A 14,207-nucleotide genomic window follows, 5' to 3' on the forward strand; every position below is an offset into this window, starting at 1 on the left:
CGTTACCTCACCAACTAGCTAATGCGCCGCAGGTCCATCCATAAGTGACAGATTGCTCCGCCTTTCCCAATCCCCTCATGCGAGGGAACTGCGTATCCGGTATTAGCATCCGTTTCCGAATGTTATCCCGGTCTTATGGGCAGGTTACCTACGTGTTACTCACCCGTCCGCCGCTAAGCGTCAGAAGTGCAAGCACCTCATCAGCTCCGCTCGACTTGCATGTATTAGGCACGCCGCCAGCGTTCGTCCTGAGCCAGGATCAAACTCTCCAAAAAAGTTTGACTTGCTCATTAGCTTGCTAGCTTCATATAAATCATTGGATTGACGTGATCCATTTGTTCAGTTTTCAAGGAACTTGTCTGTCACAAATCGTTGTGACATTCACATATGTTATCAGCTTCTTTTTCGTTTGTCAACAACTTTTTTCTTGCGAATCTTTACGATTCTTGTTGCTGCAAGTTATGACGTTGTGTCAGAAGCGACAAGAAATAATATATCATGGGCGAAACGCCTTTACAAGTTGTAATATATTCCATATTCCGACTTGGGTATCCGCCGCATTCGACGAACCATAACTTCTATATGAAGCCATTGGTGAGCGGCCACGCTTCAACAGCGGTCTAAGCAGTCTATCAACAGCCTGCAAGCCAAGCAGAAACGATCTACTGAGTCCTTAACTAATCAGAAATCGTTTCGGCGGGAGAAGTATAAGACAATTTATAACGCAACACATATCAATCCTTATGTTGAACAAAAGCTCCGGGCGAAACGCAGCCGTTCCGCCCGGAGCCGTTAAACGTCTATTTCTCGCCCAACAAACGAAGAAGCTCGTTCTCGTCGTCGATAACGGTTATGCCAAGCTCTCTCGCCTTCGTCAGCTTGCTGCCGGCGTTTTCCCCGGCGATGACGAAGGCGGTTTTTTTCGAGACGCTGCCTGTCACTTTCGCTCCGCAGGCTTCGAGCTTTTTGGCCGCTTCGTCCCTTGTCATTTGCGACAATGTGCCGGTCAAGACTACCGTCTTGCCCGTAAAGACACTGTCGGCCGGCACCGCCGGTTCGCGCTGCTCCGCCTCCGCGCGCACTCCTCTCGCCCTCATGCGGGCGATGCTGTCCCGAATAACCGGATCGGCAAAAAACGAAACGATGCTGTCCGCGACGATACCGCCGATATCCTGCAGGGCGGTAAGCTCTTCGGCGGTTGCGTTCATCACCGCGTCGAGGCTGCCGAAATGGTCGGCCAGCGTCCGGGTCGTCGCTTTGCCCGTGTTCGGAATGCCGAGCGCGTACAGGAACGCCGAGAGATCGCGGGATTTCGATTTCTCGAACGATTCCAGAAGCTTGGTCGCTTTTTTGTCGCCGAAGCGATCCAGCTTGATCAGATCGTCATAGGTCAAATCGTACAGATCCGCCGGATCGCGCACGCCGCAATCGTCATAAAGCTGCTCGGCGGTCATGATGCTGAACGTTTCGATGTCCATCGCGTCGCGCGAAGCGAAATGCGTAATGCGGCCGATCAACTGCGGACGGCAGCCGAGCTTGTTGTTGCAGAACAGATGGGCGCCGCGCTGCTCCAGCGGCGTGCCGCAGGCCGGACATTCCGTCGGAGCGATAATTTCCCGGCCTTCTTCATCGTCGGCTTTGCCGAGAATCTCCGGGATAACATCGTTCGAACGGCGGATTTTGACCAGCGTGCCCAGTGCATGCTTTAAGTTTTTCCGCTCGATATCCCCCATATTGTTCAGCGTGCAGTTCTGCACCGTGACGCCCGCAAGCTCGACCGCCTCCACGCGGGCGACGGGCGTAATTTTGCCCGTGCGGCCCACTTCCCAGGATACGGCCTCGAGAACGGTAGTCGTCTCCTCCGCCTCGAACTTGTAGGCTACCGCCCAGCGCGGGAACTTATCGGTATACCCGAGCGCTTCGCGGGTGCGCATATCCGTGAGCTTCACGACCGCCCCGTCGATCAAATAATCGAACGTATGCCGGCGCTCGGCGATCGCCTCAAGCTCCTTCTGCACATCCTCAATCGAGTCGCAATACATGACGTAAGGGTTCACCTTAAACCGGTTATCCCGCAAAAACCGCATCATCTCTTCGTGGTTCTCGAACGTAACGCCGCCGTCGGTATAGCCTATATTATAGAAGTAGGCGTCCAGCTTCCGCTCCGCCGTTACTTGCGGGTTCAAGTTGCGGAGCGCTCCGGCTGCGGCATTGCGCGCATTTTTCAGCTGCTCGGCCGCCGTCGCATTGTATTTCTCCAGTACGGACAAATTCATGATGCCTTCGCCCTGCACTTCGATCGTGCCGTTCTTAAACGGAATCGTCAGCGGGACGGACTTGATCGTTTTGACTTGCGGCAAAATGCCCTCCCCGACCGTACCGTTCCCCCGCGTCGCCGCCTGAACCAGCCGTCCGTTCGTATAGGTCAGGTTCAGCGTCAGCCCGTCAAACTTCAGCTCGATCGCATAACGCGGGGCCGGGAGCGGCTTCGCTTCGGGATTCTTCGCATTGTAGTCGGAAATCGCCTTAAGAGCGCGCTGGTTCCAGGCAAGCAAATCTTCCGCATCCTGGGCTTTGTCGAGGCTCCACAGCTTGGCCAAATGCTTGTGCGGATCGAAGCCTTTCAGCAGCTCGCCGCCGACCCGCAGCGTAGGCGAATCGGGCAGCACGACGCCCGTCGATCGCTCCAACGCAACGAGCTCGTCGTACAGCTTATCGTAATCCGCATCGCTTATGGTCGGCTGATCGAGCGTATAATATTGATAATTGTGAGCGGCAATCTCATCCGCCAGCTCCTGCATGCGCTGCAGCGCCGCAGGATCGGCTGCGGGCACCGTCTTGTTCTGTTCCGTGTCCACAGAGGCTCCCCTTCCGTATTGAAGTTCCTTCCTTATACTTTCGTAATCGGAGCAAAAGCGGCAAGCAGCCGTTTAATGCCGACCGGCGCCGGGAAAGCGACCTGGATTTCCATGTCGTTGCCCGTCCCCTTGACGGAGACGACCGTCCCTTCGCCGAATTTGCCGTGCTTGACCTTATCGCCCGCGGCGAAGTTCCGGTCGCCTCCGGCGGCCGAACCGCCCGCCGCGCGGGCCGCGTCCATCGGCGTGCTGACGCGCACGCCCCCGCCGGACGCGCCGGCAGGCCGGGCCGATGCCGCCGAACCGTAGCCGAAGCCGCCGGCAGGTCTTCCGCCGGCGGACAAGCCCGAGCCGCCGGACCACGAGCCTCCGCCTCCGAAGCGGCCGCGGCCGATGCCCCCGGGCGATACGTTCTCCTTCACATGGTCCGGCACTTCCTCCAGAAACCGCGACGGCATGTTCGCGCCGGTTCGGCCGAACAGCGTCCGCATCCGGGCGCAAGTCATATACAGCCTTTCCTCGGCTCGCGTAATGCCGACGTACGCCAGCCGGCGCTCCTCTTCAAGCTCTTCGTTGTCCGCCAGCGCACGGCTGTGCGGAAAGACGCTTTCTTCGCAGCCGATGATGAACACGACGGGAAACTCCAGCCCTTTGGCGCTGTGCATCGTCATGAGCACGACCGCGTTTTCGCCGTCTTCGTCCGAATCGTTCATGCTGTCGATATCCGCGATAAGCGCCAGATCCGTCAGGAACGCGACCAGCGTGCGGTCTTCGTTCCGCTTCTCGAAATCCATCGTTACCGACAGAAATTCGTCGATGTTCTCGAGCCGCGCTTTCGATTCGAGCGTGTTTTCCCGCTGCAGCTCGAGCCGGTATTGCGTCAGCTCCAGCACCTTCTCCGTCAATTCCGTCACGGATAAATATTCGACCATGCGGGACAAATTTCCTATCATGTCCCGAAACTCGATCAGCTGCGAGCGAATCCGTCCGCTGACGTCCACGCCTTCCAGATCGCCGATCACTTCGTAAATCGACGTGCCTCTTCTCGCCGCTTCGGCCGCCAGCTTGCCGACCGTCGTATCGCCGATGCCGCGTTTAGGCACGTTAATAATCCGCTCCAGGCTGATATCGTCGTCCGGATTGGACACGAGGCGAAGATAGGCCAGCAAGTCCTTAATTTCCTTGCGGTCGTAGAACTTTACGCCGCCGACGATCTGATAAGGAATTTCCGACTTGATCAGCACTTCCTCGATCACCCGCGACTGCGCGTTGGTGCGGTACAATATCGCGTGATCGTCGTACCGTTTGCCTTTAGTATCGACGTTCCGGCGAATTTCACCCGTCACGAAATAAGCCTCGTCATGCTCGGAGTCCGCCTGATAGACCGTAATCGGATCGCCTGCGCCCCGGTCGGTCCACAGCTTCTTCGGCTTTCGTCCCGTATTCCGCTGAATTACGGCGTTCGCCGCGTCCAATATGTTCGAGGTGGAACGGTAGTTCTGCTCCAGCATAATCGTGCGGGCTTCCGGATAGTCCTCCTCGAAGTTGAGAATGTTCGTAATGTCCGCTCCGCGCCAGCGGTAGATCGACTGGTCGCTGTCGCCGACGACGCATATATTGTGGTGCTTGTCGGCCAGCATACGGCACAGCATGTATTGGGCGCGGTTCGTATCCTGGTATTCGTCCACGTGAAGGTAGCGGAATTTCGATTGATAGAAATCCAGCACCTCCGGCACGTCCTTGAACAGCTCGATCGTCTTCATGATGAGATCGTCAAAATCGAGCGAGTTGTTGCCCCGAAGACGCTTCTGATAAGCCGAATACACTTGAGCCACGATGCCTTCGAAATAATCGCCGGCTTTCTGCTCGTACCTCTCCGGCGAGATCAGCTCGTTTTTGGCGCTGCTGATCGCGGCCTGAACCGCCTTGGGCTCGAATTTTTTGACGTCGATGTTGAGATCCTTCATGACGTTGCGGATGACCGACAATTGGTCGGACGAATCCAGAATGGAAAAGCTCGAAGAATATCCGATGCGGCCGATATCCTTGCGCAAAATCCGGACGCACATGGAGTGGAAGGTGGACACCCAGATGTCTTGTCCGCCGGGGCCGATCAAGGCCGACACTCTGTCCTGCATTTCGCGGGCCGCTTTATTGGTAAACGTAATGGCAAGTATGCTCCACGGCGCAACGCGCTTGTTCTCAATTAAGTAAGCGATGCGGTGGGTCAGAACCCGCGTCTTGCCGCTGCCCGCTCCCGCCATGATAAGCAAAGGGCCCTCCGTTGTGCGGACCGCTTCCCGCTGCGGCGGATTCAGCTTTTGCACCGCTTGCTCGATGCCGATTGGATTTAACATCATCTTGCTCCTTTGTACCGATTTGTTCGCATTTGTTCGCCTACTCCCAGTGTAGACTTCGGGGCCTTGGCATGTCAATTTGATCGTTGATGCTGAGGCGTATTTTATTGACTCCGTCTTTAGACGGGAACGTTTGCGGCGAAAGACGAACCGCCTTGCTCCCGGATGGGCCGTCCAGCCGGAGGGTCCCGCCGAATAAAACAGGCGCTAAGACATTTGAGCCTATGAAGTCCTCTCATGTATAATAGCGACAGTGCCCGGTCTTGAAAATGGAAGTTTTTTCTCCTGTTTTTTGGGAGGAAACCGCCTGCAGGACCGCGAATGAATGTCAGGGCTGCCGTTGCAAGGGCTTGAAGCCCGGCGCAGCGGGCGGCCGATAAGCCGGACGGAAGGCTATACTATCGCTTTCGTTCCGCTTATATGAATAGCAGATAGAGAGGATGTTAATAGGAATGGAGTTCTGGGAAATACTGAAGGCTATCATTCTCGGCCTGGTGGAAGGGCTGACGGAGTTCGCACCGGTATCGTCGACGGGACATATGATCATCGTCGATGACATGTGGCTGAAATCCGAAGAGTTTCTGGGCAAATACACCGCCAATACGTTCAAAGTCGTCATCCAGCTGGGATCGATATTGGCCGTCCTGGTCGTATTCCGGCAGCGGTTCATCGATTTGCTCGGACTGAACCGGGTTTTCGGCACGGGCAAAGGATCGGCGGCCGCTTCCAACAAAGGGCGCCTGAAGCTGATGCAGGTTATCGTCGGGCTTCTCCCGGCCGGCGTGCTCGGCGTGTTGTTCGAAGATTATATCGACGAATATTTGTTCTCGACGGAAACGGTGCTGATCGGGCTCGTCGTCGGAGCGATCCTGATGATCGTTGCGGACTACGTCTATAAGCGGAAAACCGTCCGAGCGGAAACGGTCGACCAGATTACTTACAAGCAGGCTCTTGGCATCGGCCTGATCCAATGCTTGTCGCTGTGGCCGGGCTTCTCCCGCTCCGGATCGACGATTTCCGGGGGCGTAATGTTTGGGCTAAGCCACCGCGCGGCTTCCGACTTTACGTTCATTATGGCGGTTCCGATCATGTTCGGCGCCAGCTTTCTGTCGCTGATCAAAAATCTGGAATATTTCACGATGGACGCTTTGCCGTTTTTTATCGCCGGCTTCGTCGCGGCGTTCGTCTTTGCGCTGATCTCCATCCGCTTCTTCCTGAAGCTCATTGACCGGATCAAACTCGTTCCGTTTGCGATTTACCGGATCGTGCTTGCCGCCATCATTTACTTTGTATTTATCCTGTAACAAGCTGAAACGGCTTCGCCGTCCAACACCTACGGACGAACCGTTTCGGCGAGAAAGTTAAGTCCGTATTAGATGGGAAAGGGAGCTTGCCGCCGGGAAGCTCCCTTTTTCTTTGCGTATTATGCCGTATGACGAGCGTTTCGCGTCAAACCGCTTTTCTTAGCACCAAGTATGAGACGATTCCGTAGATCGCCGTCAGCGGCAGCAGCCAAGCCGCATAATAGGAAGCCGAATGGCTGACGAGCCATTCCCCGATTGCCCCCCACAGTTCCATATAGGTCAGAATGAAGCTTGCAAGCGTGCCCAGCAGGATCGCGGCGATCCAGAACGTGAACATGCCTTTCCGGCCAAATCTTCGGAACAAAGCTACCAGCGTAAAGCCGGCCATGTACATATGCAGAAGCAAGCTGAACGCAATCAGCAATTGAACGGCGGCATTGCCATCGTTCAAATACGGCAGGTGAAAAAATCCCAGCTTGACGCCCCAGCCTCCGGTCCATTCCGCTTCCACGAACGAAAGCACCGTGAGCATCGCCGCTGCCGTGAAGCTGAAGACGGCCATGGTGCATGCCGTTCCCCAGAAAAAATCGCGTCTTCGAACGCTAAGCCCGATGGCGAACGAGAATGTTTGGGAAGGGGCGATGATGCCGGCTATAAACGCGTATACGTAAACCGACGTGACGCCGCCCGATCTCATCCCTTCTTCTTCCTGCACCAAATACCCGATAAGCAGATTGATTGCAAAGCTGGCGAACAATATAATGACCGGAATAAGAAACCATGACCATTTATCCCGGTAGTGCATGCGCATGACGGCCCCAATTTTGTTCATGCCCCGAATCCCCCTTCCGTTTGCCGTTTTCTTTTCCCCGTCAAATGGACGATCAGCTCCTGCAAGGAAACCGGCACGATATCGAGTCCCAGTTTCTCCGCTTCTTCCTTCTCCCCGGCGGATACGCCGATTACCGTCGCGGTCGAGAAACCGCCCAGGGCCGAGCTCGAAACGACTTCCTTGTCTCCCACGAACGAATTCACCTTTCCGGCCGGTCCGGCCACCGTATAACCTTTATCTCGGAGCGTGTCGGCTTCTTCGTCGAACAATATTTCGCCTTTATCGATAACGATGACGTGCTCCAGCAATTGGCTTACTTCATCAATCAGATGCGTGGACAGAATAACGGTGCGGGGATGATTGGCGTAGTCTTCGAGCAGCAGCTCGTAGAACATCGACCGGGCGACCGCATCCAGCCCCAAATACGGCTCGTCGAAAATCGTAAGCGGCGCGCGGCTTGCAAGGCCGACAATAATGCCCACGGACGAGGTCATGCCCCTTGACAGCTTCTTGACCGGCCGGTTCCGGGGAAGATCGAACTGTTCGAGCAAATTCTCGGCATACCGCCGGTCCCAATTCGGAAACAGGGTCTCCGCAACCCCAAGCACATCCGAAACCTTAAACGTCTCGGGATACCTCTGGCTCTCCTTGATGAAACAGATTCGATCCAGCACCCGCTTGTTCTCGTACGGATTTTCGCCGAACACTTTGACCGTGCCCTTCGTCGGAAACAACTGCGCCGCAAGCATGTGCATAATTGTCGTTTTGCCCGCTCCGTTCCGTCCGAGCAAGCCGTAAATTTTGCCTTCCTTTAACGTAAAATCGATCGCGTTAAGCACCGTTGTATCGCCGTAGCGCTTCGTCAGCCCTTTCACTTCCACGACCGCGCTCATTGTCCGCCCGCTCCCTTCCGGATCATATCCGCCAGCTGTTCCGCCGTAATGTCCAGCTTCTTCGCTTCCTGGACCATCGACACTACATATTGCTCATAAAACTGCTCTCTCCGCTTCTCGACCAGCTTCTCTCTCGCGCCTGCCGCAACGAACATGCCAATCCCTCTCTTCTTGTACAAAATGCCCTGCTCCGCCAGCAGGTTGACGCCTTTAGCCGCGGTAGCCGGATTAATCCGGTAAAAGGACGCGAACTGGTTCGTCGAAGGCACCTGCGTTTCTTCGGGCAACGTCCGCTCGATAATGTCGTCCTCGATTTTCTCCGCGATTTGCATAAATATCGGCTTGCTGTCGTCTATCATGATCTTTACCTCACCACCACACTGGTTAATTACTCTAGTAACTAACCTCATCATAATGGATTATTCTTCCTATGTCAACCATTTCCAAAAAATCGGATGAGCCCAAATTGGCGCGGGCAAGGACCTGCCGAAAAAAGTTCAAAATACGCGAACATGACCCGGCGCGGCCGTGCCGGCATAAGACAGGCCGGCGGCTATGGAAATGAACAAAAACAAAAGCCTTGTCCGGCGGCAATCGGCCGCTAGACAAGGCTTTGATGTTTTGGGAGGATGGCTGTCCCTGTTAACAGATGCATGTTTTCCGTTTTGCGCCAAGCTTTCCGGCCGCCTCCACTTTGCGGATGTAATCGGCGGCGACCGGAACTTTGCAGGCGGTATCGCCGACGTCGACGCTCACTTTGCCGATCTTTTCGGCGACAGCCGCCGCCTCTCCGGCCAGCGGCTTCACAAAAGACCCGACGCCGATCACAAATCCGTTCATCGTATAACGGACGCGGTTGCGCTCCTCATGGATCCGATCGGACACTTGTCGCAGCAAAACGCGAAGTGCGTCCAGGTCCAGCTCCTCGTCCGGCGTAACCGAGATGTAATGGGTCATCGTGTTCCAGCCGCACGAAGCGATAAGCTCCTCCTCGGAGGCCATCCACTCGTTCGCCAGCTCCAAGGCAAAGGCGCTTTCGGCGGCGACGGCCGCCACCGTGCATTCGGCAATCGTATGGCAATTCGCCTTCGACGCCCAGACCCGCAGCTGCTCCTTGGTGAGCCGCTTCGGATCGACGGACAACCCGGCCAAATACATCGCGTCGTAATTGCCCGTATCGTAAAGCCGAAGCGCAAGCTCTTGATTTTTTTTGACATGCTTGACCAGCTTCTTCAAATCGCCGATCCTGACGCCGAATAACGGTTCGGGCGCGCCGTGGCGCATGAGCGTCTTTTTCGTTTGCCCGGTCCCGAGCGATTCCAGCTGCTTCATCATGTCCTCGATGTCCATCGCCGGCGAACACCTCCTATGCCTTTTAAGTCGCCCTCATGCCCCGCTGGCCGCTTTGCCCGTAAACTGGCTGTTGTACAGATCGGCGTAAAACCCGTTCGCCGCGAGCAGCTGCTCATGATTGCCCTGTTCGATAATCGAGCCGTTATTCATGACGAGAATAAGATCGGCACCCCGTATCGTCGACAGGCGGTGGGCAATGACGAAGCTCGTTCGCCCCTTCATCAGGGAGTTCATCGCGCGCTGGATAAACACTTCCGTTCGCGTATCGACGCTGCTTGTCGCTTCGTCGAGAATGAGAATTTGCGGATCGGCCAGTATCGCCCGCGCAATGGTGAGCAGCTGTTTCTGCCCTTGCGAAATGTTGGACGCCTCTTCGTTCAGCACCGTATCGTAACCGTCCGGCAGCGTCCGGATAAAGTGATCGGCATGGGCCGCTTTGGCCGCCTCCACGATCTCCTCTTCGGTTGCGCCTTCGCGCCCGTACGCGATATTGTCCCGGATCGTGCCGTTAAACAGCCAGGTGTCCTGCAGCACCATGCCGAACAGATTGCGCAGGCCGCTTCGCTTCATCTCCTTGACGTCCACGCCGTCGATCGTGATTTTGCCGCCGTCCAGCTCGTAGAAGCGCATGAGCAAATTGATGATGGTCGTTTTGCCCGCGCCGGTCGGCCCGACAATCGCGATCGTCTGCCCCGGCAGCACGTTGATGTTCATATCGGCGATAAGCGGCTTGTCCGCCTCGTAGCCGAACCGCACATGATCGAAATGAACCGCTCCGGCCGGGCGGATGAGCGCCTTCGGCACCTCCGGATCGGGAATCTCCTCCCGCTCGTCCAGCAGCTCGAATACGCGCTCGGCGGAAGCGACCGTCGATTGGATGACGTTGGCGATGTTGGCCAGCTGCGTAATCGGCATCGTAAACTGTCTCGTATATTGAATAAACGCCAAAATATCGCCGACGGAAATCGCCCTGCGAAGGACGAGCAGGCCGCCCACGATACAGACCAGCACATAGCCGATGTTGCTGATGAAGCTCATAATCGGCATAATGATGCCGGATATAAATTGCGCCTTCCAGCCCGCTTCGTACAGCTTGTCGTTCATTTCGTCGAAGTCGTCGATGGAACGTTGTTCCCTGCCGAACGCCTTGACGATCCGGTGGCCCGTAAACATTTCCTCCACGTGCCCGTTCAGCCTGCCAAGCTGAGCCTGCTGCTGCACGAACAGCTTCTGAGATCGGGCGGCAATCGACCGGATCGCCAGCAGACTGGCCGGGATGGTCAGAAAGACGATTAACGTCATTAAAGGACTAATCGTCAGCATCATGACGATTACGCCGACCAGCGTAACGAACGAGGTAATAAACTGCGTTAAGCTTTGCTGCAGCGTCGTGCTAATATTGTCCACGTCGTTGACGACCCGGCTCAGCACTTCGCCGTGCGGACGCGAATCAAAAAACTTGATCGGCAGCCGGTTGAATTTGTCGTAAACCTGCTTGCGCAAATCGTAGACGACCTTCTGCGCCACGTCCGCCATCAAATATTGCTGGATATAGCCGAAAGCCGCGCTGACGACATACAACAACGCAAGCACAAGCAAAATCCGGTTAATCGCGCCGAAGTCGATGCCCGCCCCCGGCGTGCCGTTCCATATGGCGATTAACCCTTCCGTCAGCTTGGTCGTCGCGTTTCCGAGCAGCTTCGGCGTCACGATGCTGAATATCGTGCTGGCGATAGCCGCGAGCAACACGCCGGTCAGCTTGCCGACATGAGGCTTCAAATACCCGATCAGCCGGTTTAACGTGCCTTTGAAATTTTTGGCCTTCTGAACCGGCATCCCCATCCCGGGCCCGGGCGGTCCCATGCGCGGGCCGCCGTGTCCGTTGCCGGGACCTCTCCGATCCTTGTGATCGCTCATGCGGATTCCTCCTCCGACAGCTGCGAAAAGACGATTTCGCGGTATACTTCGCTCGTTTGCATCAGCTCGGCGTGCTTCCCGATTCCGGCGATTCGGCCTTCGTCCAGCACGATAATGCGGTCCGCATCCATCACGGTGCTGACCCGCTGGGCGACGATCAGGACGGTCGCTTCGGTCGTTTCCGTTTTGAGAGCGGCCCGCAGCTTCGCGTCGGTCTTGAAGTCAAGCGCGGAGAAGCTGTCGTCGAACACGTATATTTCAGGCTTGCGTACGAGCGCGCGGGCAATGGACAGCCGCTGCTTCTGCCCGCCGGACACGTTATTCCCGCCTTGGGCGATAAGAGAACCGTACCCTTGCTCCATCTTCGCGATAAAATCGGCCGCTTGGGCGATTTCCGCCGCGCGGCGAATCTCCTCGTCCGTCGCGTCCTCCTTGCCGTAACGGATATTGTCCGCGACCGTGCCCGTAAACAGCATCGCCTTTTGCGGCACGAAGCCGATTTTGGCGCGCAGCCGCTCCGGCTCCATATCCCGGACGTCGATTCCGTCCACGAGCACGCGGCCTTCGTTAACGTCATAAAAGCGCGGAATGAGGCTGACGAGCGTGCTTTTGCCGGAGCCGGTGCCGCCGATAATCGCAGTCACCTCGCCGGGGCCCGCTTCGAACGAAATATCGGACAGCGCCGCTTCCTCCGCTCCGGGATAACGGAAGGAAACGCGTTCGAACGTCACATAACCTCGTTTGCCGCCTTCCGTTTTCGGCCATGCGGCCGTCCCGTTCCCTGCCGCCGGCTTCCCGTCCGTGCCGCGTACTTCCCGAACGTGGTTCTCGGTCCCTCCTTCCATATCGAGAACCTCTTGGATGCGGGCCGCCGAAGCCGACGCGCGGGGGAGCATGACGAACATCATGGAACCCATCATGAGCGAAAACATAATTTGCATCGCATATTGGATGAAAGCCATCAGCGAACCGACCTGAAGATCGTTGTTCCCGATCCGTACGGCGCCGATCGCCACGATGGCGACAATCGACAAGTTCATGACCAGCATCATAAGCGGAAACATAACGGCCATCAGCTTGTTGACGCGAACGGCCGTATCGGTCAGGTCGGCGTTTGCTTCTTCGAACCGTTCCGTCTCATGCCGGGTCCGGTCGAACGAGCGGATGACCCTAATCCCCATGAGCCCTTCGCGCAGCACCAGGTTGAGCTTGTCGATCTTTTTCTGCATCGCCTTGAACAGCGGGATACCCTTGCGCATGACGGCATAAATGACAAACGCCAGCAGCGGCAGCACGACGATAAATACAAGCGACAGCTTGGCGTCCTGCGATACGGCCATTATAATGCCGCCGATGCACATAAGCGGCGCCATGACCATCATCCGCATCATCATAATGAGCACCTGCTGCAGCTGGGTAATGTCGTTCGTCGTCCGGGTAATGAGCGACGAAGTCCCGATGCGGTCGAATTGATGCAGGGAGAAATGTTCGACATGGCTAAATACTTTGCTCCGGACGATTCGCCCGAAGCCGGCCGCCGACTTCGCGGAAAGATAGCTGGCCGCGACGGAGCATAGGCCGCCTCCCGCGGCGACGAGCAGCATAAAGGCGCCTACGCGCCATATGTAAGGCGTGTTTTGCTTCAAGACGCCTTCGTCCACGATATCCGACATTAATGTCGGCAGATAAAGATCCGATAACGTTTGCAGAAATACAAACACGAGAACGAATACAACTTGCCAGCGATAAGGACTTAAATAACGGAATAGCTTTAACAAAACAGCGTACACCCGCCCTTCGGACGCAAATAGTTTAGTAATAAAACTTTTATACGAATTCAGTATAGTTTTTCCCCAAACGGGAAGTCAAACTTGCACGGAGCGAGCGGGAAATCAAGCGTTAGCCCTGGCGCCGAACAAACAAAAACACCCGCCCGAGATTCCGAAGGAAGCGGATTGTCAGGCAGGTGTTTTAAGATGTATTAATGATCCGCCGACTTTACGGCCGGCACGGTGGCGAGAGCGGCCTGCAGGTCGCTGTAAACGACATTGCCCACGACGACGGTATGAACCGCTTTTGCCGCTTCGGCCGCTTTCGCGGCGCTGTCGATGCCGCCGCCGTAAAAGACCCGGGCTTGGGTCGCAGCGGCTGCCGCCCGTCTTACAAGGTCCATATCGCCGTAAGCGCCGCTGTACTCCAAATAAACGATCGGAAGCCGCAGAAGCTTATCCGCCAGCTTGACGCGGGCGACGACTTCATGCTCGTCCAGATCGGCCTGCGCGCCGGTCAGCTTCGCCGCCGTCGCCTCCGCGTTTAGTATAATGTAGCCTTCCACCGCCGTCATGTCCCAGGGCACGAAGCTGCCGTACTCTTTAATTCCTTCGATATGGTTGCCGACTATCCATTCCGGCTTGTCCGTATTCAGCACCATCGGAACCAAATAACCGTCGAACCCGGGAACCGCCGCTTCAAGCGACGAAACCTCCAGCACGCAAGGAAGCGCGTAACGGCGGACGCGCGACATCAGATCGATCGTGTTGTCGAACGTTACGCCGCTCGAGCCCCCGACCATAATCGCGTCCGTTCCGGACATGCACACCGCGTCAAGCGCTTCGTCGGACAGCTCCCGGTCCGGGTCCAATTTAAATACATGCCGCCATTCGGCGTAGCCTATTGCTTCCATCGATGTTCCT

General features: G+C 56.3%; 10 protein-coding genes and 1 rRNA gene. 1 reads left to right on the plus strand and 10 read right to left on the minus strand.

Translation table 11 applies throughout. The annotated features are described in order from the left end of the window. The 3 genes from ACFSW5_RS22175 to pcrA form a co-directional block, all read right to left on the minus strand. Positions 1 to 275, minus strand: a 16S ribosomal RNA gene (locus tag ACFSW5_RS22175); the annotation flags it as partial. A gap of 525 nt (positions 276 to 800) precedes the next feature. After that, positions 801 to 2,801 (minus strand): NAD-dependent DNA ligase LigA, encoded by a 2,001-nt coding sequence (gene ligA, locus ACFSW5_RS22180; protein WP_379278276.1) that lies wholly within the window; start codon positions 2,799 to 2,801, stop codon positions 801 to 803. 89 nt (positions 2,802 to 2,890) lie between these two features. Further along, on the minus strand, positions 2,891 to 5,218 hold the full coding sequence (pcrA, locus tag ACFSW5_RS22185) for a DNA helicase PcrA (RefSeq protein WP_379278132.1): 2,328 nt from the start codon (positions 5,216 to 5,218) through the stop codon (positions 2,891 to 2,893). A gap of 449 nt (positions 5,219 to 5,667) precedes the next feature. Between pcrA and ACFSW5_RS22190 the strand changes: the two genes are divergently transcribed. Beyond that, entirely contained in the window at positions 5,668 to 6,519 is an 852-nt protein-coding gene (locus ACFSW5_RS22190; RefSeq protein ID WP_379278135.1) for an undecaprenyl-diphosphate phosphatase, read from the plus strand. A 145-nt stretch (positions 6,520 to 6,664) separates the two neighbouring features. Here ACFSW5_RS22190 and ACFSW5_RS22195 read toward each other — a convergent pair whose 3' ends face one another. From ACFSW5_RS22195 to ACFSW5_RS22225, 7 genes are all read right to left on the minus strand, one after another. Then, entirely contained in the window at positions 6,665 to 7,351 is a 687-nt protein-coding gene (locus tag ACFSW5_RS22195) for a hypothetical protein (protein WP_379278137.1), read from the minus strand. Next, the gene (locus ACFSW5_RS22200; RefSeq protein WP_379278139.1) at positions 7,348 to 8,244 is read right to left on the minus strand and encodes an ABC transporter ATP-binding protein; all 897 of its coding nucleotides are present in this window, start codon (positions 8,242 to 8,244) and stop codon (positions 7,348 to 7,350) included. Before ACFSW5_RS22200 ends, ACFSW5_RS22195 begins: the two co-directional genes overlap by 4 nt. After that, positions 8,241 to 8,603, minus strand: coding sequence for a GntR family transcriptional regulator (locus ACFSW5_RS22205; RefSeq protein ID WP_379278141.1), 363 nt, complete (start codon positions 8,601 to 8,603; stop codon positions 8,241 to 8,243). The genes ACFSW5_RS22200 and ACFSW5_RS22205 overlap by 4 nt, the downstream gene beginning before the upstream one ends. Before the next feature lie 283 nt (positions 8,604 to 8,886). Further along, positions 8,887 to 9,594, minus strand: a complete 708-nt coding sequence (locus ACFSW5_RS22210) for a DNA alkylation repair protein (RefSeq protein ID WP_379278143.1) — start codon at positions 9,592 to 9,594, stop codon at positions 8,887 to 8,889. A gap of 36 nt (positions 9,595 to 9,630) precedes the next feature. Then, positions 9,631 to 11,514: an ABC transporter ATP-binding protein gene (locus tag ACFSW5_RS22215; protein ID WP_379278147.1), complete on the minus strand. Its 1,884-nt coding sequence runs from the start codon at positions 11,512 to 11,514 to the stop codon at positions 9,631 to 9,633. Further along, the gene (locus ACFSW5_RS22220) at positions 11,511 to 13,292 is read right to left on the minus strand and encodes an ABC transporter ATP-binding protein (protein WP_379278151.1); all 1,782 of its coding nucleotides are present in this window, start codon (positions 13,290 to 13,292) and stop codon (positions 11,511 to 11,513) included. The genes ACFSW5_RS22215 and ACFSW5_RS22220 overlap by 4 nt, the downstream gene beginning before the upstream one ends. Before the next feature lie 203 nt (positions 13,293 to 13,495). Continuing rightward, the gene (locus ACFSW5_RS22225; protein WP_379278154.1) at positions 13,496 to 14,197 is read right to left on the minus strand and encodes a heptaprenylglyceryl phosphate synthase; all 702 of its coding nucleotides are present in this window, start codon (positions 14,195 to 14,197) and stop codon (positions 13,496 to 13,498) included. Positions 14,198 to 14,207 lie beyond the last annotated feature (10 nt).

The organism is Paenibacillus thailandensis (genome assembly GCF_042685365.1).
GTDB lineage: Bacteria > Bacillota > Bacilli > Paenibacillales > Paenibacillaceae > Paenibacillus_AP > Paenibacillus_AP thailandensis.